Here is a 21,753-nt window from a genome sequence, read left to right as displayed (position 1 = left end):
ATGCCCGAATACCGCCGCATCCTCCTCGACGGCGCCACCGTCCAGGTCACCGTCGACGGTGACGAACTCGTCGCCGGGGACGGCCGCCGGGTCAAGACCGAGGAGGCACGGCACCTGCCTCCCGTCGTGCCTTCCAAGGTCGTCGCCGTGCACCTCAACCACCGCAGCCGCGTCGACGAGTTCCAGATCCGGCTCACCCCCACGCCCACCTACTTCCACAAGCCGACCTCCTCCCTCAACTCCCACCGGGGCGCCGTCGTCCGCCCGGAGGGCTGCAAGTGGCTCAACTACGAGGGTGAGGTCGCCATCGTCATCGGCAGGACCGCGCGGAACATCTCGCAGGCCGAGGCGGGGGAGTACATCGCCGGGTACACCGTCGCCAACGACTACGGACTGCACGACTTCCGTGACACCGACGCCGGCTCGATGCTCCGCGTCAAGGGCTCCGACACGCTCTGCCCGCTCGGCCCCGGCCTGGTCACCGACTGGGACTTCCACGGCAAGTACCTGCGGACGTACGTCAACGGGGAGATCGCGCAGGACGGTTCGACGGACGAGATGGAGTGGGACATGCACTACCTCGTCGCCGACATCGCCCGCACCATCACCCTCTACCCGGGCGACGTACTGCTCTCCGGTACGCCCGCCAACTCCCGGCCCGTCCGGCCCGGCGACGTCGTCGAGGTCGAGGTCGAGGGGCTCGGTCGGCTCACCAACCACATCGTCACCGGACCGGCCCCGATCCGCACCGACGTCGGCGCGCAGCCCACCGAGTCCGAGGAGGTCCTGTCCACCGCGCTCGGCGGCGACTGGGAGTTCCGCGGCATCCGGGCGCCACGGCGTTGACCGTGATCACGGGCAGGGTCACGGCCACGGGTAGGGTCGCGGGCATGACCGAGCCCGCCGCCCCGCGCCGCCGCCGCAAGCGCGTGACCTACGGAGCCGGCCGCGAGGCCCTGCTGAACGCCGCCGTACGTGTGGTGGCCCGCGGCGGGCTCCGCAAGCTCACGTACCGGGCTGTCGCCGAGGAGGCGGGGGTCACCCACGGGCTCGTCGTGCACCACTTCGGCTCGCGCGACGCGCTGATCGAGGAAGCCCTCACCCACGCCATCCGCTCCTCCCTGACCAGCAGCGACCTCGAAACCGGTACGGGCAGGGCGGCCGACTTCTCGGCCGGTCTGACGGAGATGGTGGAGAGCGGCCCCGACCTCCAGGCCTTCCAGTACGAACTGCTGCTGGAGTCCCGCCGCAGGCCCGAGCTGCTCACCCACCTGCGGGCCCTGTACGAAGGCGAGTACTTCGAGGCCACCCGGCGCGAGCTCTCCCAGCTGCTGCCGGGGCCGGTCGGCGAGGGCCTGTCCCGCATGGTCTTCGCCACGCTGGAGGGGCTGGTCCTCCACCAGCTCGTGTTCGGCGAGCGCGAGATCATCGAGGACGCGCTCGACGAGCTGCGCGACGTCCTTCGTATCCTGGCCGCCGACCGCTCCCGCGAGGCCTGAGCCGTCTCGGGCCGATCACGGCCGTGGATCACGGTCATGGATCACCTTCGCGCATCACCTTCGTGCATCACGGTCGTGCAATAAATCCCGTCGGTGCCCGAATCTCCGCGCCGAACCCCTTGCCAAACGGATAGTTCCACCCCACCATGAGGCAACTCGTTTGGCCTGAAACGATTACCCCTCTTTCCCTGGCAGGTGATCCGAGTGGACAGTCAGACGGTCTCCCCAGAGCAGACCGCGCGGGACGCATCCACCGCAGGCAAGCTCAAGCCCAACGCGCTCGGCGTACTGGGCATCCTCTTCCTCGTCCTGTCCGCCCAGGCGCCGCTCACCGGCATCGCCGGGTCGGTCCCCATCTCCGTGGCGATCGGCAACGGTCCCGGCACGGCCGGCGCGTACGTCCTCGTCGGGGTGGTGACCCTGCTCTTCGCCGTCGGCTTCGTCACCATGGGCCGGCACGTCGTCGACGCGGGCGCCTTCTACACGTACATCGGCAAGGGCCTCGGGCGGACCGCCGGCGCCGGCAGCGCGGGCGTGGCGCTCTTCGCGTACTGCGCCATCCAGGCCGCCATGTACGGGCTGTACGGCGCCATCGTCAACGGACTGGTCAGCGCGCACACGGGACTCGACCTCCCGTGGTGGGTGTGGTCGCTGGCCACGATGGCCCTCGTGCAACTGCTCGGCGCCACCGGCATCGACATGGGCGCCAGACTGCTCGCGGTCTTCGTCCTCGCGGAGTTCAGCATCCTGCTGGTCTTCAGCCTGGTCACGCTCTTCAAGGGCGGCGGCCCGGAAGGTCTGGGGATCTCCGAGACCTTCTCACCGAGCGCGGTGACCCAGGGCGCGCCGGGCGTGGCCGTGATGTTCGCCCTCGCGTCCATGTTCGGCTTCGAGGCCACCGCGATCTACGGCGAGGAGGCGCGCGAACCGAAGAAGACCGTCCCGCGGGCCACCTATCTGGCGATCGTCGTGGTCGTCGGCTTCTTCGCCCTGACGTCCTGGATGCTGGTCTCCGCACACGGCGCCTCGAAGGCCGTCGCGGCGGCGGGCCAGGCGCTGGAGAGCGGTGACTCGACGGCGTTCGTCTTCGCCCCGATCGCCGCCGAGTTCGGCAACTGGGTCAACGACGTCCTGCCGGTCCTGCTGGCCACCTCCCTCTTCGCCGGCCTCCTCACCTTCCACAACTCGGCCAACCGCTATCTCTTCTCACTGGGCCGCGACGGACTGCTCCCCGGCCGCCTCTGCACGCTCAACAGCCGCCGTTCGCCCTGGGTGGCGGGGTGTGTGCAGACGGCCGTCGCGGTGGTCCTGGTGGTGCCGTTCGCCTTCACCGGCAAGGACCCCGTGCTGACGCTCTTCTCCTGGTTCAGCGGTGTCGCCGTCCTCGGGATGATGCTCCTGTACCTGCTGACCTCGGTGTCCGTGGTCGTCTTCTTCCGCCGCGAGCGCCTCGACACACGGCTCTGGAACACGCTGATCGCGCCCGCCCTGGCCACGGTCGCCGTCGCGGGCGCCGTCTGGCTGATCCTCGACAACTTCACCACCCTCATCGGCGGCGACAGCGACACCGCCCTGTGGCTGGAGCTGACCGTCCCGGCCGTCATGGCCCTCGGTCTCGTCACCGCCCGGCTGACCCGCCCCCGCGCGACGGCCGGCGACGCCTGACCCGGCCGCGCGCCCGCCTCCGGAGCGGCACCCGCCGCTCCGGGGGCCTTCACCCGTGTCCTCGCCCATTCCCCGCACATCCATCTGTCTCTGGAGGCCCGCATGCCGCCTGTCACCCACGACGAGTGGCTCCGCCGAGCCAAGGCGCCGGTGGTGCCCGGCGCACACCACATCGACGGCCGGGACGAACCCGGCGGCGGTGCCACCTTCGCCGTCGTCTCGCCGCGCGACGGCCAGGTGCTGACCGAGGTCGCCGACGGCGGCCCCGCCGAGGTGGACGCCGCCGTCGCCGCCGCCCGCCGGGCCTTCGACACCGGCCCCTGGCCGCGCCTCGCGCCCGCCGAACGGGGCCGGGTGCTGCTGCGGCTCGCCGAACTCCTCGAAGAGCAGCGCGAGTCGCTCGCCCTGACGGTGACCCTGGAGATGGGCAAGCCGATCACGGACGCGCACGACATCGAACTGCGTGCCGCCATCACCACCTTCCGCTGGTACGGGCAGCTGGCCGACAAACTCACCGACGAGTCCCCGCACACCGCGCCCGACGCACTCGCCCTCGTCACCCGCGAGCCGGCCGGCGTCGTCGGCGCGGTCGTCCCCTGGAACTTCCCGCTCACGCTCGCCGGTTGGAAGGTCGCCCCGGCGCTCGCCGCCGGTTGCACGGTCGTCCTCAAGCCCTCGGAGAACTCCCCGCTGTCCGCCCTCCACCTCGGCAGGCTCGGCACCGAGGCCGGGCTGCCGCCGGGCGTCCTCAACGTCGTCGCCGGTGACGGCCCGGGTGCCGGACGAGCACTCGGACTCCACCCCGACGTCGACGTACTGGCGTTCACCGGCTCCACCGCCGTCGGACGCCACTTCCTGCACTACGCGGCCGACTCCAACCTCAAGCGCGTCTGGCTGGAGCTGGGCGGCAAGTCGCCCAACATCGTCCTTCCCGACGCCCCCGACCTGGAGAAGGCCGCCGCCACCGCCGCCTGGGGCATCTTCTTCAACCAGGGCGAGATGTGCACCGCACCCTCCCGGCTCCTGGTCCACTCCTCCGTCGCCGAGCAGGTCACCGAGGCCATCGTCCGCCGGGCACGCGAACTGCGCGTCGGTGACCCCCTCGACCCCGCCACGGAGATGGGCGCACTGGTCGGGGAGGCCCACCTGGGCCGCGTACTCGACCACATCGCCACGGGCGGGGAGGAGGGCGCCCGGCTGCGTACGGGCGGTACCCGCGTCCTGGAGACCACGGGCGGCACCTATCTGGAACCGACCGTCTTCGACCGGGTCGGGCCCGGCAGCCGCCTGGCCCGCGAGGAGATCTTCGGCCCCGTCCTGTCCGTCCTCACCTTCGACGACGTGGACGAGGCGGTACGGCTGGCCAACGCCACCGAGTACGGCCTCGCCGCCGGTCTGTGGACCTCGGACCTGACCACCGCCCACCAGGTCTCGCGGGCCCTGAAGGCAGGCACGGTCTGGGTCAACTGCTACGAGGAGGGCGACCTGACCGTCCCCTTCGGCGGCATGAAGCAGTCCGGCAACGGCCGCGACAAGTCCGCGCACGCCCTGGAGAAGTACACCGAGCTCAAGACCACCTGGATCCAGCTGTGACGACGCGGGCGACGAGGCTATCGAGGCCGCTCATCGCGATCCCGGCCCGCTTCGCCGCCTCCACGTCCGCGCTGCGCCACGCCGCCGAGGTCAACGCCCGCGCCCTGATCGAGGCCGTCTGGCGGGCGGGCGGTGAACCGGCGACGATCCACCCCGCGGACTGCGCCGACACCGAGGTCGCCGCCCGCCTCGCCCGCTTCGACGGTGTCCTGCTCCCCGGCGGCGGCGACCTCGCCCCGCACCGCTACGGCGCCGCCGACACCCACGACACGGTCTACGACGTCGACGACCTCCAGGACACCTTCGACCTCCAGGTCGCCCGCAGCACACTGGAGTCGGGCGTCCCGCTGCTCGTGATCTGCCGCGGCCTCCAGGTGGTCAACGTCGCTCTGGGTGGCACCCTGCACCAGGACATGGGCGGACCGGACCGCGAACACCGGCACGTCGTCCAGCCGGTGACGATCCGTCAGGACTCCCTGCTGGCACGGGTGATCGGTGCCGAGAAGGCGGAGGTGTCCTGCTACCACCACCAGCGCGTCGACCGCCCGGGCACCGGCCTGGAGGTCACCGCGACAGCGGCGGACGGCACGGTCGAGGCGCTCGAACTCCCTTACACCCGGGGCTGGTTCGCTGCCGTTCAGTGGCACCCCGAGGACACCGCGCACGAGGACCCGGCCCAGCAGGCCCTGTTCGACGCGTTGGTGGAAGCGGCCCGGTAGCCGGCCTTCGGACGCGAGCACATCGATGGAGCCCCGCGCCCCTTTCAGGGCGCGGGGCTCCATCGATGTGCTGCTCCGCCGAGTGGGCGCGACAGACCCTCACCGGCCGGCGGGCAGGGAACCGTCCGGCCCGCGGAGTGCTCAGCCCCGCTCGAAGACCACCCGTCCGTCGAACACCGTGAGATCCACCTCGACCTCGGTGATGTCGTGCGGGTCGATGTCCAGCAGCGGCCGGTCCAGCACGCACAGGTCCGCGACCCTGCCCGGCTCGATCGTGCCCTTCCAGCCGTCGGCGAAGTCCTGCCAGGCCGGGGTGGCCGTGTAGGCGCGCAGCGCCTCGGCGAGCGTGACGCACTGCTCCGGACCGCTGGGCCGGCCGCTGGCCTTCGACTCGCGCAGCAGCATCGCGGCCACTCCCTGCCGCCAGTCCGGCCTGGTGATCGGCGCGTCGGAACTCGCGCACACCCGCACCCCGGCCTCGACCGCCGACCGCACCGGCCACTGGTACGCCGACCGCACGGGTCCCACGACCTCGTCCATCAGGTCGGAGATGGTCCACTTGATGGCGGGGTTCATGTTGACCCCGTACCCGTGCGCCGCCAGTTTCGCCAGGCTGTCCGGGCCGATGAAGTCGCCGTGGATGACGTAGTGGCGGGCGTCGGCGCGGGGCGCGGCGGTCTCGGCGTCGACGAACGCGTCGACGACGGTGTCGATCGCCCGGTCCCCCGTGACGTGCACACCGAGCTGGAAACCGGCCTCGTGCGCGACCCGGATCATCTCGCGCAGCTCGTCCACCTGGAGCGCGGGCGTGGCCCCGTGCACGCACAGCGCGCCGTGGCCGCCCTCGGGATACGGCTCGTTCATCCAGGCCGTACGGTTCGGCGGCACCCCGTCGGCGAAGATCTTGACGCCGATGGCGTTGAGCAGCCGGGGATCGGCCGACTCCGGCCGGCGCAGCTCCGCCAGCCCCTTGCGCACGTCGTCGGCGGAACCGCCCATGGGCGCGGGCAGCAGCAGCACGCTGACGCGCGCCTCCAGTGCACCTTCCTCGGCGAGCTCGGCGTACGCCGTCCAGTTGTCGGTGCTCAGCCCGCCGAAGAAGGTCCCGGCGCCGCCCGGCCCGAGCCCCGGCTCGGTGTAACTGGTGATCCCGCGCGAGTGCAGCTCACGGACCACCGCCTGGATGGCCCGGCGCCGCTCGGCGACGGTGGGGGAGGGGAGGCCGGCCTGCACGAGCCCCTGGGCGGCCTCGCGCAGGATGCCGGTGGGCTGCCCGTCGAGGCCGAGGTCGATCACGCCGCCGCCCGGCGCCGCGCTGTCCGCGTCGATCCCGCACGCACGCAGCGCCGCACTGTTGAGCCACGCCATGTGCGAGGAGAAGTCGGTCAGACACACGGGGTGGTCCGGTGCGACAGCGTCCAGGTCCGCGCGGTGCGGAAGCCGCCGCGGATCGGCGAGACACTCCGCCAGATACCCGGGGTCCCAGCCGAGCCCGACCACCCACTCGCCGTCCCGCGCCTCCCGCACCGCCCGCTCGACGACACCGACGATGTCGGCGATCGACCCGACCGTGGGATGGCCGACGTCGAGGGCGAAGGGCGGCTTCGTCATCCCGTACGCGGCCCCGTGCAGATGCGAGTCGTTGATGCCGGGCAGAACCGTACGCCCGCCCAGTTCGACGACGCGGGTGTCCGGGCCGGCGAGGGCGCGCATCTCGGCGTCGGTCCCGACGGCGACGATGTCCCGACCGCGCACGGCGACGCCTTCCGCCACGGTGAAGTCCCCGTCGACGGTGAGGACCTGACCGCCGGTCAGGATCAGGGTGGGAGCGTTGTCGCTCACGCGGAAACCTCTTTCACGGAGTTCACGGAGTTCACGGAGTTCGCAGGGTTCACAGGGTTCACGGTGTTGATGGTGTTGGCGGCCCGGCTGGTGTTGACCGTGTTCACGGTCGACTGGTCGGCGGAAGGGTTCACCGGGCCGACGACCCGGCCGACCGGGGCGCGAAGTGGGCGAGCGCGGCGCCCGCCACCAGCGCGGTCCCCTGGGCCATCTGCTGCCAGAAGGTGGGCACGTCGAGCAGTGTCAGCCCGTTCTGCAGGCTGCCGAGGAACAGCACGCCGAGCAGCACCCCGAGAACCGATCCCGAACCGCCGGTCAGCGCGACCCCGCCCAGCAGTACGGCCGTCAGCACCGTCAGTTCGAACCCGGCCCCCGAAGTACCGGCGACCGCGCTGTCCAGCACCGACGCCTTGATCGCCCCGGCCAGCGCGGCGGCCACCCCGGTGACGACGAAGAGCGCGAAGGGCGTACGCCGGATGCTGATACCGGACAGATACGCGGCCTCCCGGTTGACGCCGATCGCGAAGACATGCCGCCCGGCCGGCGTGAACGCCAGGAACAGGGCGCCCGCGACCAGCACGAACGCGGCGATGACGACCGGCGCCGCGATCCCCGCGATCCGCGACCCGCCGAGCCACGCGAACCCGGCGCCGAACCCGCTGAGCGGCAGCGGGAAGAGCTGCTGCGCGAACCCGCGTACGGCGGTCAGCATGCCCAGCGTCACGATGAACGCCGACAGCCCGAAGTAGCAGCACAGCACGCCGTTCACCGCCCCGACCACCGCCCCGGCGGCCAGCCCGCCCAGCACGGCGACGACCGGAGACTGCCCCTGCCCGGCCAGTCGGCCCGCGACCAGTCCGCCCAGGGCGAGCGTCGAACCGACGGACAGATCGAGATACCCGCTGATCACCAACAGGGCAAGGGGAACGGCGACGATGGCGAGGGTGGCCGCGTCGGTGGCGATGCCGCGCAGATTGGCCGGGTCGAGGAAACTCCCCGTCGACACCTGGAACACCAGCACCATCACGGCCAGGACCAGGATCAGCGGATGCCGTCGCACGGTACCGAGACCGCCCGCGGCGAGGGCGCGCGGGCGCACGAGGACGGAGTCGGCGGTGGTCATACTGCTCCTTCGGCGGGGACGGACCGCTGACGTGCGGACGCGCCGTCCGGGATGTCGGATCCATCGGATTCTTCGGAGGGGGAGAAGGGGCCGGAGGCGTCGTGCACGGCCGACAGCAGGGCCTCCTCCGTGAGCCCGGCTCCGGACAGTTCGCCGACGACCCGGCCCCCGGCGACGACCAGACAGCGGTCGGCGAGGGCGACGATCTCCTCCGGGTCGCTGGACGCGAACAGCACGGCCGTGCCCCGGTCGTCGGCGAGGGAGCGCACGACCCGGTAGATCTCCTGCCGGGCGCCCACGTCGACGCCCTGGGTCGGCTCGTCGAGGAGCAGCACGCGGATGTCCCGGGTGTCGTTGATCCACCGGCCGAGGACCAGCTTCTGCTGGTTGCCGCCGGAGAACGAGGACGCCGGCAGCCGGGGCCGCGCCGGTCGCAGACCCACCTCACTGGCCAGCGCGTCGAACACCCGCCGTTCGGCGCCGAGAGCCCGTACGCCGTACCGGGACAGCGGGCGCACCGCCGGAAGCAGCGCGTTGTCCCGGGCACCCAGCGTCGGGAACAGCCCCTGTCTGCGCCGGTCCGCCGGAACGAGGGCGATCCCGGCGGCCAGCGCGTCGCCGGGCCGGGCGGCGGCGACGGTTCGGTCACCGACCCGCACGGTGCCGCCGGATGCGCGGCGCCTGCCGTACAGGGTCTCCAGGACGCGCGTACGGCCGGAACCGATGAGGCCGTACAGCCCGACGCGTTCACCGCTGCCCACGGTGAGGGTGACGGGTCCGAAACCGGGGCCGCGCAGGCCCTCCAGGACCAGGCCGCCGGAGGAGGAGCCCACACCCCGCGCCGCTGAACCGGCGGGGGAGGCCGCGACGCGGGGTGTGGTGTCGGTGTCGGTGCGGGGACGGTGACTGGGGGACCCGGCGCCGATCGGTCTCGTCTCGACACGGGTCTCGGCGTGGGTCCCGTCACCAGTCCGGGCGGGAGGCTCGGCCGGTCGTCCGGCGATGGCGGCGACCAGGTCCCGTCGGCGCTGTCCCGCCCCCACCGCGTGATGGGCGACCAGGCCGTCCCGCAGGACGGTCACCGCGTCGGCGAGGCGCTCGACCTCCGCCAGCAGGTGGGTGACGTAGACGATGGCCAGTCCCTGGGTGCGCAAATCCTCGACCCGTTCGGCCAGGGCGTCGCTCTCGGCGGTGGACAGGGCGGCGGTCGGCTCGTCGAGGACCAGGACGGAGGCGCTGCGGCTGAGCGCCTTGGCGATCTCGACCAACTGGCGCTGCCCCATGGGGAGTTCGCCCACCCGGTCGCGTGGTGAGCAGGTCGCCGCCACGCGTTCCAGGAGTCCGGCGGCGACCTCTTCCTGGGCGCGGCGGTCGATCCGGCCGTACCGCGTCCACTCCTGGCCGAGGAAGATGTTCTCGGAGACGGTGAGCGCGTCGACCACGCTCAGCGTCTGGAAGATGATCGCCACACCCGCCGCGATCGACTCGCGCGGGCTCAGCCGCTCGTACGCCCGCCCGCCGACCTCGATCGTGCCCGCGTCCGGCGGGTAGGCCCCGCCCAGGCACTTGATGAGCGTGGACTTGCCGGCGCCGTTGTGCCCGAGCAGGGCGTGGACCTGTCCCATCGGCACGGTCAGGTCCACGCCGTCCAGGGCCCGGACCCCGCCGAAGGACTTGGTCAGTCCGCGGATCCGGAGACTCACCTCCGTCATGACGGCCCCCTAGCCGTTCTGGGCGAGCAGCGCGTCGATCTTCGCCGTGTCCCGGGGGCCGACGAGCGTGATCGGTACCTCCACGCCGGGGTCGGCCTTGCCCGCGGCGACCGCGAGCGGCACGTCCACGATGGCGTTCGCGATGTCCTGCGGGGCGAGCGCGGCCGAGGCGCGGTAGAAGGTGCCCTGCTTGATCGCGATGAGCGAGGGCGCCGCCCCGTCCTGCCCGCCGACGAACGTCTTCGCGTCGTCCTTCGCCCGACCCGTCTGCTCCAGCGCCTTGTACCCGCCGTACGCGGACGCGTCCGTGACACCGAGGACCAGATTGAGGTCGGGGTGCTTGGCCAGGATGGCCTTGGTCCTGGTCAGGCCCGTGTCCGGGTCGATGGCCTGTTCCTGGGCGACGACGTCGACGCCCGGCGCGAGTTTGGTGAAGGCGTCGACCATGCCCTTGGTGCGCTCGCGGCCCAGTTCGATCGTGCTGTCGGTCAGGAAGGCGATCTTGCCCTTGCCGCCGAGGTTCTCCAGCGCCCACTTGGCCGCCGCCTCGCCGAGCAGGGCGCCGCCCTCCCGGAAGCTGAACCGGATGTCGGCACTCTGGTTCTCCAGCGTGCCGCCGTACGTCACCCAGATCAGGCCGGCGTCCAGCGCGGCCTTGGCGATGGTTTCGGTGGCCTCGAACACCATGGGGAACGAGACGATCGCGGGCGTCTTGCGGGCGACCCAGGTGTTGAGGTTGGTCGCCTGGGTGTCGGGGCTGCTGCCGTCGCTGGTCGTCAGCAGGGAGACCCCGTGCTTCTTCGCGGCGGCCGTGGAGAGCTTCACCAGCGTGGCGTAGAGCGGGAGTTGGGTGAACGGGTAGTCCAGGCCGATCTTCGTCAGGGGCTCACCGGACGCCTTGGCGGCGGCGGCCTTCTGCCCCGACGACGCCGTGTCGCTGCCGGGTGCCGAACAGCCGGCGGCGGCGAGGGCGAGGGCCGTGCCGGACCAGGCGAGGAACTGTCTGCGCGAGGTCGCGGAACCGGCGGACGGGGTTGTGGTCATGGCGGTGCTCTCCCAGGGGACGGGCCCGTCGGGGGGCGGGCTGCGAGGGGTGCGGCAAGAGGTTCGTGAGGCTGCCGGTCGGGAGGACCGGCCGTGCCGAACAGAAAAGACCCCCGCGTCCCGTCGCACCATCCGTACAAATACCGACTCCGTCCAGGCCCCGTCCTGACCGCCTCCCGACCACCTTCCGACCGTGATCCGAACCGGCGGTCCGGTCGGCAGCGATACGGTCACGTCGGGGCGAACGTCTTGCCCGGCACGGGGCGCGGCCCTAGCGTTAGGGGCCAAACGACTTTGCTGCTGGATGACTCCCGGGCAGCTCCCGGAGGCGCGCATGCTCAGCCACCACCAGATCGCGGCGGCCACCCGCATCGGCATGCTCACGCGCGAGCGCGACACCGTCTCGGCGTGCTCCCAGGCGCTGGAGGAACTCCGCCGTGCCCTGCCCCTCGACGTGGCGACGCTGCTGTCCATCGACCCGCTGACCGGCGAGCACGTCCAGGTCGCCGGCATCGGCTACACCGCCGAGAACTCGCAGGCGATGGCCGCGGAGTTCGTCGACACCCCCTGGTACCGCAACGTCGTCCGCCAGGATGTGCCGCCCTCCATCTCCGAGGACGCCGACGACCCCTGCCAGCGCTTCCGGCACGGCTGGTTCTACGCCGAGCGGGTCCGCCCGGCCGGCCTGCGCGACGCGATGACCGGGGCACTCCGGCACGACGGACGCCTCGTCGGCCTGATCAACCTCTCGACCCGCGACGCGGACGCCTACGACACCGAGGCCCGCCGCCTCCTCGCCTCCGTCATCCCCGCGCTCGGAGCGCTGGTCGACCCGACGGCACACACCGGCGACCTGCACGGACTGCCTGCCGAGGGCGCGGCGAGCCTTGTCGCCGAGGGCGGCAGCGTCGGCCTGCCGGGGTGGGGGCACGCCCGCGTCGCGGCGGACGACGAGTTCCGTCCCCTGCTGCGCGCCTTCGCCGGGACGGGCGGCCGACGGCTGCGGCTGCTGTGGCAACTCGACGGCACCTGGTACCGCGTCTCCCTGCACCGGCACACCACTGCCCCGGGGCTGACCGGTCCGGCGGAGGCGGTACTGGTCCACGAGACGCCGACAGAACTGCCGTACGGGCTCAGCCCGCGCGAGCTGGAAGTGCTCACGCGGGCCGCCACCGGGCAGACCAACCAGGCCATCGCGCAGGCCCTGTTCCTGTCCCCGCGGACCGTGCACAGCCACATCGAACATCTGCTCCGCAAGACCGGCGCCGCCTCCCGCGCAGAGGCCACCGCCCTCGCCGTCCGCGACGGCCTGCTGCGCCCGGCCCCGGACCACCTGGACCACTTCGTCGAGCGGTCCGGCCTGGGCGACGGCGGTACCGGACGCCGGGCGTCCGGCAACCTCCGCCCGTCGCACTGAACCCGGTGGCATCTGAACGCGTATCACTTCACGGAGCCGGTGGCATCGCCGTGCACGGCCCCGTGCGAAGTCCGTACGCAGGAGAACGCTGGGAAGGGAAGCCGAGTGTCTACACCGCCCGCACCGGGCCGGCCGGAAGGCCGCCGCCCCCTGGAGCCGACCCGCGTGGTGCGCCGTCGCCGCACCGAGGCACTGGCGCAGCTCATGCGGGAGCACGAGGAAGCGATGTCCGGAATGCCGGAGGGCTACGAATCCGTACCCCTGCCCCGGCCCGCACCCAGGCCCAGGCCCGCGCCCCGGCCGACGCCCGGCGCCGAGGACACGACGCAGGAGTTGCCCCCCGTCTCCCGTCGGCGGCGGGCCGCCCGGCGGGAACGCGACGACAGGGGCTTCGGATTCGGCCCGAACCTGCGCCGGGCCGCTGTCGTGGTCGCCGTCGGCGCGGCGGCCCTGGTCGGCTTCGGATCGGCGCTGCTGCTTCCGGGCAGCGCCGAGGGCGATGAGGTCCGGCCGACGCCCTCGGTCCCCCCGACCACCGCCCCCGCTCCGTCGGCGCCCGTCGCGGCGGACCCGGACGGCCCGGGCACCCTGCGCGAGGGGGCCAGCGGCCCGGAGGTGACCGACCTGCAGGAACGTCTGCTGCGCATCCCGGACGTCTACACCCACGGCGCCACGAGCGGCAATTACGACACGGCCCTCACCGAGGCCGTGGCCCGCTTCCAGCTCTGGTACGGCATCCGCGGCGACGAGTCGGGCGTCTACGGCGACGACACGCGCAAGGACCTGGAATCCCGCACGGGGTCCTGAACACACCGGTGACGGAGGGAAGGACGGCCGACCTGGCAGTCGGGCGGGCCTCAGCGGGCGGCGTGGGTGTCGACCAGGGCCTGGGTGACCGCGCGGATGCTGCGGGCGATGTGCTGGAGCTGGAGCACCTCGGCGGCGTACATCTTGATCGTGTGCTCGATGACCGACTCGCTCAGACCGAGGCCGGGCAGATCCGCGCGGGCCGTCTGGAGGGCGGTGCGGGCGACACGGATCTCGTGCTGGACCTGGATGTGCGCGTGGCGGGCCAGCAGGACGGGGTGGCGGATCAGCGTGGGGTAGCCCGCGTAGCGCGTCGGCACCAGCTCGCGAAGCCACTTGACCGCCGAGCGCTCCCAGTCGTAGCTGCCGGGGATCTTGACCTGACAGGGCCAGTCCGGGCTGGTCCGCGTGGACATCGTGGTCATCAGGGGCATGGTCATCGCTTCCGGGAGTGCGGCGTCGACAGGGTGATGCGACGGGATTCAGCGGCCCCGGCCCAGGGGATGGCCGGGGCCGCAACGGGCGTTCGCGCAGGCGACACCCGTCCGGACACCCACGGCGCCGACGCGGGTAGGAGACGGCGGCAGCGGGTGCACAGGCGTGGAACGTGTCCCGGAGTCCCGTCGGGACGCGATCCGTGAGCAGTATTTATATATGCCGTCCGGTTTGCAAGAAGTATAAAAAAATTCATGCACAAAACGGGATGAACGCCCATACGTGCACGCAGGAGGCGTTGGTGGCGCAGGCGACGGATTCAGTCCCGGAGAAAGAACTGGTGCAGGTCGGCGCTCTGCTCGTACTCCTCCAGGCGCCCCTGGGTCCGCTCCGGGTCGGCGTCCGTCATGGCCTGGAGCAGTGCCGCCGAGAGCACCACGGGCCCGGCGTACGAGTCGAACACCAGCCGGGAACCCGTGCCGGTGGCGAAGGTGATGTCGGCCTCGTCGGCCAGCGGGCCGAGGGCCAGGTCGGTGATCAGGGCCACCCGCAGTCCGGCCCGCCGGGCCACCCGCACCGCGGTGAGCGTCTCCTGGGCGTGCCGGGGCATCGAGAAGGCCAGTACCCAGGTGCCCCCGGCCTCCCGCGACTGCAGAAGCGCGTCGTAGGCGACGCTGCCGCCCCGGGTCACCAGCCGTACGTCGGGATGGATACGGCGGGCGGCGTAGGCGAAGTACTCGGCCAGCGACCCGGAGATGCGCAGGCCGAGCACGGTCAGCGGGGTCGAGCGCGACAGGCTCCGGCCGACCTCGATCACCCGGTCGGGGTCGGCGAAGTCCCGCCGCAGGTTCTCCAGGTTCGCGATCTCGGCGTCCACGGCCGCCTGGAGTTCGTTGCTCCGGTTCTCCTCCGCCGTGCCCGGCGCGCTCGCGAGGGTGCTGAGCGCGATGGCCTGGAGCCTCTCGCGCAGCGCGGGGTAGCCGCTGAAGCCGACGGCCGCCGCGAACCGGGTCACCGACGGCTGGCTCACGCCCACCCGGTCCGCGAGGTCCGTGATCGACAGGAACGCGGCCTCGGTGATGTGCTCGATCAGGTACTGCGCGATGCGCCGCTGTCCGGGGGAGAGCCGCGGCCCGTCGAACAGCTCCCGCAGCCGGGAGGCCGGCGCCGCCTCCACCTCCGGGGCCGTCTTCCCCGAGGTGATCGCGGACGCCTGGGCGCGAGCCTGCTGCGGCGATGGCACCGATGTGCCTCGTTCGTCTCCCACAGCGACTCAACATAGCTCACCGTTCACCGGCGGAAGATCGTGATCGAGTGGCCGACCTCGTCGACCTCGTGGCTGCTGTGGATCAGCCGCGCGAGCGGTCCCCGTGCCTTGGCGACCGACGAGTCCGACACCACCAGCACTCCGCGCACCTTCCGTTCGGGCTGTCGGCGCGGATCGGACGCGTGGATGCCGTAGTACGACGGCACACCGCTGCCCTTGTAGACCAGCCAGACCCGCTGACCCGTGTACCGGTCCCGCAGCCGGTCCGCGAGCCGCCCCAGGTCCTGGCCCCAGTCGACGTTGGAGTCGTGCAGCCGTTCGTGCGTCTTCGCCGTCGAGCCGAACGCCTCGTTGGAGTACGGCAGATAGAACGGGAACGTCCGCAGCGAACTGACCGCCACGAACGCCAGCAGCCCCGCCGCCACGACCGGCACCCAGCGCCGCCGCAGCGCGAGCACGCCGGCAGCCGCCACCGCTCCGAACATCGGCACGAAGATGGCGTACCGCACCCCGAAGTCCCGCTGCCCGTCCATGGCCGCGGCCAGCAGTACCGCCGCCGGAAGCAGCAAGTAGGGTGCGACGGGCCGGAGCTGACGTGCCGTCAAGACCGTGACCGTGCCCGCCGCCCACAGTGCCAGCATGCCGAGCGGTGTCTTCACCAGGAGTGCGGCCGGCAGGTAGTACCAGAGGGAACCCGCGTAGTGCCGCCCGAAGAGGAAGCCCTCCCAGTGCGCGTTCTCCAGGCCGAACTGCATCCGCGTTCCGTCGCGGTAGGCCTCCGGGAAGGGCAGCAGACCGGTGAGTCGCCCCCGAAGTCCGTGCACGACCGGTACCTCGCCGGCGGACGGCGTCCAGCGCAGCCGGGGATCGACGGCCAGGTACGCCGCCCATACGACGGCCACCGCGACCAGAGCCACCAGGGCCGCGCCTGCGACGGCGCGTACGAGAACCTTCAGCCGCGCTCCCGGAACCGTCGTGCGCCGGGCGCTCCACACCGACAGACCGGCCAGCAGGAGCAGTACGGGGACGGCGGCGAGGGTGTTCATCTTGGTGGCCACGGCCGCCCCGAGCGCCGCCCCGGCGAGCGGCAGATACAGCCGGGGCCGCCACCTCGCCCGCCACAGCAGCCACACAGACGTCAGCACGAACCCGGCCGCCGGTACGTCGAGGGTTGCCAGCGAGCCGTGCGCGATGACGTCCGGCGAGAACGCGTACAGGGTGAGTGCCCCCAACCCGCCCACCGTGCCGCAGAGTTCACGGCCGAAGGCGAACACCACCAGCCCGAAGAGCAGCGTCAGCGCGATCACCGGCAGACGGGCCCACAGCATCAGCCGCCAGGGGTCGTTGCCGGACTCGTAGAGAAGATGACGGCCCACGTGACTCTGGTCGCCGGAGTAGCCCCGGTCGAAGTGCGGGTCGGCCGCCGCCACACCGGCCGCGATGAGCAGCTTGCCCAGCGGCGGATGCTCGGGGTTGAGACGCAGGCTGTGCTCGTGGAGATAGACGGCCGCCGTGCCGACGTACACGGGCTCGTCGATGGTGGGCGTCTGTTCCACCGCTGTCGTGACCATCACCACGGCCATCTGGAGGAGCAGGACGGCCACGGCGAGCGGGACCAGCAGACGGCGATGGCGTCCGAGACGGGCGAGCGGGCGCGCGCGTCCGGCCGGGGTCGCCGGTGCGGCGGGAGCGGCACCGGGGAGCACCTCCCCCGGAGCCTCGGAGCCGGGCGGGCTCCCCGCGTGCGGGGGAGTCCTGGGGTCGAGAAGCGTGTACCGATCGCGCGTCATCGTCCGCCCCGCGACGACGCCGACCGCGCGGTGGCGGGAGTGATCCGGAGCCGGGCCATGGCCCTACTCTCGCATCAGCTCCCGCCCCGCGGCGTGCGTTACCGCTTCAGGAGTCGTACCGACAAGCCCTTTGCCGTGTAGACGGTTACGGCGCGGATCTTGTCCGAGTTCACCACGACACGGGCGAAGCGGCCATGGAACGCCGAAGCGCCTATGACGGGGACGACGCTGCCCACGGCCGGCGGGTTCTTGGCGTCGAGGGTCAGCGACAGGACGCCGTTCTTCCCCAGTTGCACCTGTCGGGCGACCGTCACGGCCGCCTTGTGACGGTCCTTGCTCAGCGTGACCGCCAGCGTTCCCGCGTCCTGGACGTACGCGCCGTGCAGCTGCACCTGCTCGGTCACCCGCAGGGTCCCGGCCTGCACACGGACGTCGCCGCGGCCCAGCGCCTGGGGCGAGGCCGAGACCAGCGTGCCGGCCTTGAGGACCGTCCCGCCGGTGTAGGTGTTCCGGCCGGTCAGCGTGAGCTTGCCGGTGCCGGTCTTCGTCAGCCGGCCCCGGCCGTCGATGTCGTTGCGCCAGGCGTCGGCCGCACCGAGGCCGTGGGCAGCCGCGTCGAGCGTGACGGTCACGTCGGACTCGAAGGAGCCGTAACCGTCCGCCGCGGCGAACAGGTTGAGGCGCCCCCACTGCTCGAACCCGTCGAGCAGGACGTACCCGGAGGGCAGCGCGGTCGAGCGCAGCACCGCCCGGCGCTGGTCGGCCGTCAGGTAGGGAAGCCGCGTCTCCAGCAGCACCTCGGCGCCCTTCGGCACGGTCAGCGGCGTCGAGCGGCCCTGCCGGTTCAGGACGTACGTCAGTTTGGGCGTGACCAGGGCGAGGTTCGCGGCCCGGTCGGCGTACTTGTCGCCTGCGTCGGAGTGCGCGTACGCGAACAGCGTGTCGGCGGTCGTGCCCGTCTTGGCCTGGAAGTACTCGGCGGCCTGCTTGCGAGCGGCGGCCTTGAGCGCGGTGTTCTCCGGCTTGTACAGCACGGCGGCGGCCAGCGCGGTGGCCATGATCCGGCCGCCGATGACGTCGACCGTGGAGTGCATGCCGGACATGATCCGGGTGTGGCTCAGCTCGAAGGCGCGGGTCACGATCTCCTGGAAGCGCTCCGGGACCGCGTACGCGTACGCCAGGGCCGCCAGGTGGAAGGCGTTGGTGTGGCCGCTGGGGAAACCGCCGTCCTCGGCCGGGGCGTCGCTGCGCTGCCGCAGCAGCTGCGTCACGACGACGACGTCGGAGTCGTAGACCGGGTAGCCGAGTCCGTCGACCTGTCCGGTGTCGACGACCTGGCTGTCCTCGTTCATCCGCCACGGCCGCGGGTACTGGTAGCTGAACTTGGCGGGGTTGCTGGAGGTGAAGTCGCCGCGCACGGTGTCGACGAGCTTGGCCACCAGGCCGAGGTCCGAGTCGTACGAGCCGGCGCCCAGGGCGGAGCCCGCGGGCGCGTCGGCCGGGACGGCGTCGCTGATCTTCGCCGCCGGGATGCTGTGCGGGGCCGAGGTGATCGAGGTGACCGCCTTGGCGCCAGAACGGTACAACTCCGCCAGCGGGCCGAGGCCGTTGATCATGGCGTAGCTCTGGTGCTGCCGGTCGTAGACGAACGCCTCCCGCGCCTGGGCCTCCGTGCGCAGCCCCGTGAGCTGGATGCTGTACCGCACGTTGGCGCGCAGGACCGCGGGCTGCAGCGGCGTGCCCGTGTTCCAGGCGTCGCCGGTCTTCCACACCTTCGCGAAGCCCTCCAGGGCGCGGACGACCGCGTTGGTCTCGGGCGTCGAGTTGGCGACGATGTTCGTGCTGTAGTCGTCGACGAACGGCAGAGGAGTGGCGGCGGTGTTTGTCTCGGCCGTCACCGCGAGAGGCGTGGTGGCGGCCTTCGCGTCGGCCGCGGTCAGCCAGCTGACCGCGGTCGGCGCGGCGAGGATACCGGCCGACGCGCCGAGGGAGGTACGGAGGAACCCGCGTCTGTCGACCGCGAGTTCACGGCCACGGGCCGACGGGGTGGCGTGGTGCCCGGCTGCTGACGGCATGCGATGCCTCTCTTGAGTTCTTCGGCCCTGCGGCCGGGTGACGACGTGCGGACAGCGGTGCCTCAGATGCGCATGGGGCACATGAGGTTTATGAGGCCTGCGTGTTGTGTGTTTCTGGAGGGGGAAGTGCACAGTACGAGGAGTACGAGCGAAGATCTACGGCCGGAGCATGTATCGATGCCCATGATCCGGCGACCGTGAGACGGCCACGAACTGTCATGCGAGTGAACGAGCCAGTGCCACGGCCCCTTCGACCGGCGGCACCCGCAACGGCCACAGCCGGGCGCCGGGGACGAGTATGGCAAGTGACGCCAACAGCGCGTCGTGCAGGGCGGGTTGGGCGAGCACCGTACCGCCGGAGACCACCACGTCGTCAACGGGGACCCCGCGTCCGGCGAGCCGCACCACGAGCGAGGCGAGCGAACGGCCTCCCTCGGCGATCACCTCACCGGCGATCAGGGAACCGCTCGCGGCGGCCTCGAACACCACGGGAGCGTGTCGTCCCCACTCCGCTGAGACATCCGTGGCGCTCTCCAACGCCGCGCCCAGCGCGGGGACTTCACTCACCCCGAACGCGGAGATGAGCCCCTCGGCGAGCCGGTCGGGCGCCTCGCCCCGGTCATGGGCGGCCCAGACGGCCCGCGCCGCCTCGCGCACGAGACCGGCGGCCCCTCCTTCGTCACCGAGCACCGCGCCCCAGCCGCCGACCTGTACGAGAGTGCCGTCGGCGCGCCGTCCCACGGCCACCGAGCCGGTGCCGGCGACCAGCCCGACACCCTTGTCCAGTCCGGCCGCGGGGACCAGCAGTTCGGCGTCGCCGACGACCAGACACGGCACACCGAGACGTGCCTGAAGGAGGGAGCGGATCTCCTCGCACTGCCGGGGCGTCTCACAGGCGTGGGCGCCGACGGCCACCGAGGAGGGACGGTCGCCCGAGGGCAGCGCCTCGTCGATCAGGGCGCACAGCCGGTCGGCGGCGGCCACCGGGTCGTGTGGCCGCCAGCCGCTGCTCGAACGCACGTGGTCGGCGACCGGATCGTCCCCGGCGCAGGCGCGCAGGTGCGTCTTGGTGCCGCCCACGTCGATGCCCACGACGAGCGGGCGCGGGAAGGGGGAGTCCTGCACGGATCCTCTTTCGTCGTTGCGCTGTGGCTGCGACGGTGGGCGAACCGTGCCTGGAACAGGGAAAACCTGATGTACAGAAGAGCTAGGGAAGCCCCGGGACGGGCCTCTGAGCGGGCACGGCAGGCGAGTACCGTGACATTCGTTAGGAAGTTAACTAACGAAGTACAGTGCGTGTCAAGAGGTATCGCGGACTCGACCGCGGCGGTGGCCCGACCGGGCCGGAACGCGGCGGGAAACCGCCATACCAGGGCGTCCCATCGCCGCATCCCACGACATCGAGCCGACGGGGGAGCGCGGCCTTCGACCTTGGGGAGACTGTGGAACACGACGTGGCGAAGGCCCCCCGCCTGACCGAGAGCGCGAGCGCGGTGTTCGCCGTGCTGGCCGGGGCGGGCACGGCCACCCGGCCGCAGCTCGCGAGTCTGGCCGGCCTGTCGAAGCCGACCGTGTCCTCCGCCGTGGTGGAGCTGGAGAGCGCCGGGCTCGCCGCCCACTCGGGCGTCGCCTCCGGCGGTACCGGCCGTTCCGCCGCCGTATACGGACTCGGCCCCGCCGCCGGCTCGGTACTCGCCGTCGACCTCGGCCCCGCCCTGACCCGGGTGCGCGGCTGCGCCCTGGACGGCACCCTGCTCGCCGAGGCCACCGGCTCCCGCGAGGAGCCCGCCGACGTGGTGCGCGAAGCGCTGTCCGCGCTCCCTCCCGACGCTCCGCTGCGCACCATCGTCGTGGCCGTCGGTGACGTCACCGCGCGCGCCGAGGAGGGCACCGCGCGTCCGGCGACCGCCAAGGCGGGACCCGTCTTCGACGCGGTGGCCGTGGCGCTGCCGCCCGGGGTGCCCGTCCACCTGGAGAACAACGTCAACTGCGCCGCGCTCGCCGAGCTGCACGAGGGCGCGGCGCGCGGCCGGCACACCTTCGGCTATCTGCGGATCGGTGTCGGTATCGGTCTCGGCATCGTGGTGGGGGGCCAGGTGCTGCCCGGGGCCAACGGGGCCGCCGGAGAGCTCGCCCGGCTGCCCTACCCCTGGGACGACCACGTGGAGCCCCGGCAGGAGGCCCTGGAGGAGTACATCGGCGCCCGCTCCCTGCTGCGCCGGGCCGCCGAGGCGTGGCCGGAATCCGACGGTTCGTGCCCCCGTACCGCCGAACGGCTGTTCCTGCTGGCGGGACAGGGCGCCGCCGCGGCCCGCGCGATCGTCGACCGGCACGCGGTGGACGTGGGCCGGCTGGCCGCCGCGGTGACCGCCGTACTGGACCCCGGGCTGCTCGTCCTGGGCGGCAGCACCGGCGCGTTTCCGCAGCTCCTGCCCGGTGTCCGGGCGGAGCTGGAGCGGCTGAGCTGGCCCACCGAAGTGGTCAGCAGCCAGGTGGGTGATCTCGGCACCGTGGTGGGCGCGGCGCGGCTCGCCGTCGCGAGAGGAGTCCAAACCGTGACCGAGGCGGCGGGGAAGAAGGATTGACGGTTTCGGACTCGGTCTGCCAATGTCCGGACAAGCGCTTTCTAAGTCGGCCGGGACGCCGGCTTGGGGCGAGCCTCCCGCCCGTACTCGACGTACGGCAACCGCACGAGGGCGTGCCCGTGCGGTGACGGCCAGAACGGCCGGGGATCCCGCCCCGCGTGGACGACGCGGCCGGGCGAG

General features: G+C 72.2%; 17 protein-coding genes. 8 read left to right on the top strand and 9 right to left on the bottom strand.

Going from position 1 to position 21,753, the window contains the following annotated elements; translation table 11 throughout:
• From OG595_RS02965 to OG595_RS02945, 5 genes are all read left to right on the top strand, one after another.
• Complete coding sequence (locus tag OG595_RS02965; protein ID WP_329267439.1) at nt 1-846, top strand: fumarylacetoacetate hydrolase family protein; 846 nt, start codon at nt 1-3, stop codon at nt 844-846.
• 44 nt (nt 847-890) lie between these two features.
• Nucleotides 891-1,499 carry a TetR/AcrR family transcriptional regulator gene (locus OG595_RS02960; protein WP_329267437.1) on the top strand — a complete coding sequence of 203 codons (609 nt, stop codon included), beginning with the start codon at nt 891-893 and terminating at the stop codon, nt 1,497-1,499.
• A gap of 204 nt (nt 1,500-1,703) precedes the next feature.
• The gene (locus OG595_RS02955; RefSeq protein WP_329267436.1) at nt 1,704-3,164 is read left to right on the top strand and encodes an APC family permease; all 1,461 of its coding nucleotides are present in this window, start codon (nt 1,704-1,706) and stop codon (nt 3,162-3,164) included.
• A gap of 102 nt (nt 3,165-3,266) precedes the next feature.
• Nucleotides 3,267-4,757, top strand: coding sequence for an aldehyde dehydrogenase (locus OG595_RS02950; protein ID WP_329267434.1), 1,491 nt, complete (start codon nt 3,267-3,269; stop codon nt 4,755-4,757).
• Nucleotides 4,754-5,476, top strand: coding sequence for a gamma-glutamyl-gamma-aminobutyrate hydrolase family protein (locus tag OG595_RS02945; RefSeq protein ID WP_329267433.1), 723 nt, complete (start codon nt 4,754-4,756; stop codon nt 5,474-5,476). The genes OG595_RS02950 and OG595_RS02945 overlap by 4 nt, the downstream gene beginning before the upstream one ends.
• Before the next feature lie 141 nt (nt 5,477-5,617).
• Here the strand turns inward: OG595_RS02945 and OG595_RS02940 are convergent, their stop codons facing one another.
• The 4 genes from OG595_RS02940 to OG595_RS02925 form a co-directional block, all read right to left on the bottom strand.
• The gene (locus OG595_RS02940; RefSeq protein ID WP_329267431.1) at nt 5,618-7,318 is read right to left on the bottom strand and encodes an amidohydrolase; all 1,701 of its coding nucleotides are present in this window, start codon (nt 7,316-7,318) and stop codon (nt 5,618-5,620) included.
• A gap of 130 nt (nt 7,319-7,448) precedes the next feature.
• Nucleotides 7,449-8,441 (bottom strand): ABC transporter permease, encoded by a 993-nt coding sequence (locus tag OG595_RS02935; protein ID WP_329267428.1) that lies wholly within the window; start codon nt 8,439-8,441, stop codon nt 7,449-7,451.
• Nucleotides 8,438-10,153, bottom strand: coding sequence for a sugar ABC transporter ATP-binding protein (locus OG595_RS02930; RefSeq protein ID WP_329267425.1), 1,716 nt, complete (start codon nt 10,151-10,153; stop codon nt 8,438-8,440). Before OG595_RS02930 ends, OG595_RS02935 begins: the two co-directional genes overlap by 4 nt.
• A 9-nt stretch (nt 10,154-10,162) precedes the next feature.
• The gene (locus OG595_RS02925) at nt 10,163-11,197 is read right to left on the bottom strand and encodes a sugar ABC transporter substrate-binding protein (RefSeq protein WP_329267422.1); all 1,035 of its coding nucleotides are present in this window, start codon (nt 11,195-11,197) and stop codon (nt 10,163-10,165) included.
• A gap of 334 nt (nt 11,198-11,531) precedes the next feature.
• On the opposite strand from OG595_RS02925, the gene OG595_RS02920 reads away from it, so the two are divergent.
• Nucleotides 11,532-12,614, top strand: coding sequence for a LuxR C-terminal-related transcriptional regulator (locus OG595_RS02920; RefSeq protein WP_329282599.1), 1,083 nt, complete (start codon nt 11,532-11,534; stop codon nt 12,612-12,614).
• A 105-nt stretch (nt 12,615-12,719) separates the two neighbouring features.
• Nucleotides 12,720-13,421, top strand: a complete 702-nt coding sequence (locus OG595_RS02915) for a peptidoglycan-binding domain-containing protein (RefSeq protein WP_329267421.1) — start codon at nt 12,720-12,722, stop codon at nt 13,419-13,421.
• Nucleotides 13,422-13,471: 50 nt separating this feature from the next.
• Here OG595_RS02915 and OG595_RS02910 read toward each other — a convergent pair whose 3' ends face one another.
• The 5 genes from OG595_RS02910 to OG595_RS02890 all read right to left on the bottom strand — a co-directional run bounded on the left by OG595_RS02910 (nt 13,472) and on the right by OG595_RS02890 (nt 20,113).
• Complete coding sequence (locus OG595_RS02910) at nt 13,472-13,861, bottom strand: hypothetical protein (RefSeq protein ID WP_329267419.1); 390 nt, start codon at nt 13,859-13,861, stop codon at nt 13,472-13,474.
• A 314-nt stretch (nt 13,862-14,175) separates the two neighbouring features.
• Nucleotides 14,176-15,099, bottom strand: coding sequence for a MurR/RpiR family transcriptional regulator (locus OG595_RS02905; protein WP_329267417.1), 924 nt, complete (start codon nt 15,097-15,099; stop codon nt 14,176-14,178).
• A gap of 47 nt (nt 15,100-15,146) precedes the next feature.
• Entirely contained in the window at nt 15,147-16,913 is a 1,767-nt protein-coding gene (locus OG595_RS02900) for a phospholipid carrier-dependent glycosyltransferase (RefSeq protein WP_329267415.1), read from the bottom strand.
• Nucleotides 16,914-17,011: 98 nt separating this feature from the next.
• Nucleotides 17,012-18,988: a phosphatase PAP2 family protein gene (locus tag OG595_RS02895; RefSeq protein WP_329267413.1), complete on the bottom strand. Its 1,977-nt coding sequence runs from the start codon at nt 18,986-18,988 to the stop codon at nt 17,012-17,014.
• A gap of 216 nt (nt 18,989-19,204) precedes the next feature.
• Complete coding sequence (locus OG595_RS02890) at nt 19,205-20,113, bottom strand: N-acetylglucosamine kinase (protein WP_329267411.1); 909 nt, start codon at nt 20,111-20,113, stop codon at nt 19,205-19,207.
• A gap of 329 nt (nt 20,114-20,442) precedes the next feature.
• Here OG595_RS02890 and OG595_RS02885 point away from each other — a divergent pair, with 329 nt between their 5' ends.
• On the top strand, nt 20,443-21,573 hold the full coding sequence (locus tag OG595_RS02885; protein ID WP_329267405.1) for an ROK family transcriptional regulator: 1,131 nt from the start codon (nt 20,443-20,445) through the stop codon (nt 21,571-21,573).
• Nucleotides 21,574-21,753: the final 180 nt, after the last annotated feature.

It is taken from the genome of Streptomyces sp. NBC_01451 (genome assembly GCF_036227485.1).
Lineage (GTDB): Bacteria > Actinomycetota > Actinomycetes > Streptomycetales > Streptomycetaceae > Streptomyces.
Note: the sequence above shows the minus strand (reverse complement) of the source record. Positions and strands in the feature narration are given on the sequence as shown.

What these genes read in the sequence shown, in the direction of transcription:
- OG595_RS02965 (WP_329267439.1), top strand. Translation starts at nt 1, where the DNA reads ATGCCCGAATACCGCCGCATCCTCCTCGACGGCGCCACCGTCCAGGTC.
- OG595_RS02960 (WP_329267437.1), top strand. Translation starts at nt 891, where the DNA reads ATGACCGAGCCCGCCGCCCCGCGCCGCCGCCGCAAGCGCGTGACCTAC.
- OG595_RS02950 (WP_329267434.1), top strand. Translation starts at nt 3,267, where the DNA reads ATGCCGCCTGTCACCCACGACGAGTGGCTCCGCCGAGCCAAGGCGCCG.
- OG595_RS02935 (WP_329267428.1), bottom strand. Translation starts at nt 8,441, where the DNA reads ATGACCACCGCCGACTCCGTCCTCGTGCGCCCGCGCGCCCTCGCCGCG.
- OG595_RS02930 (WP_329267425.1), bottom strand. Translation starts at nt 10,153, where the DNA reads ATGACGGAGGTGAGTCTCCGGATCCGCGGACTGACCAAGTCCTTCGGC.
- OG595_RS02925 (WP_329267422.1), bottom strand. Translation starts at nt 11,197, where the DNA reads ATGACCACAACCCCGTCCGCCGGTTCCGCGACCTCGCGCAGACAGTTC.
- OG595_RS02920 (WP_329282599.1), top strand. Translation starts at nt 11,532, where the DNA reads ATGCTCAGCCACCACCAGATCGCGGCGGCCACCCGCATCGGCATGCTC.
- OG595_RS02910 (WP_329267419.1), bottom strand. Translation starts at nt 13,861, where the DNA reads ATGACCATGCCCCTGATGACCACGATGTCCACGCGGACCAGCCCGGAC.
- OG595_RS02900 (WP_329267415.1), bottom strand. Translation starts at nt 16,913, where the DNA reads ATGACGCGCGATCGGTACACGCTTCTCGACCCCAGGACTCCCCCGCAC.
- OG595_RS02895 (WP_329267413.1), bottom strand. Translation starts at nt 18,988, where the DNA reads ATGCCGTCAGCAGCCGGGCACCACGCCACCCCGTCGGCCCGTGGCCGT.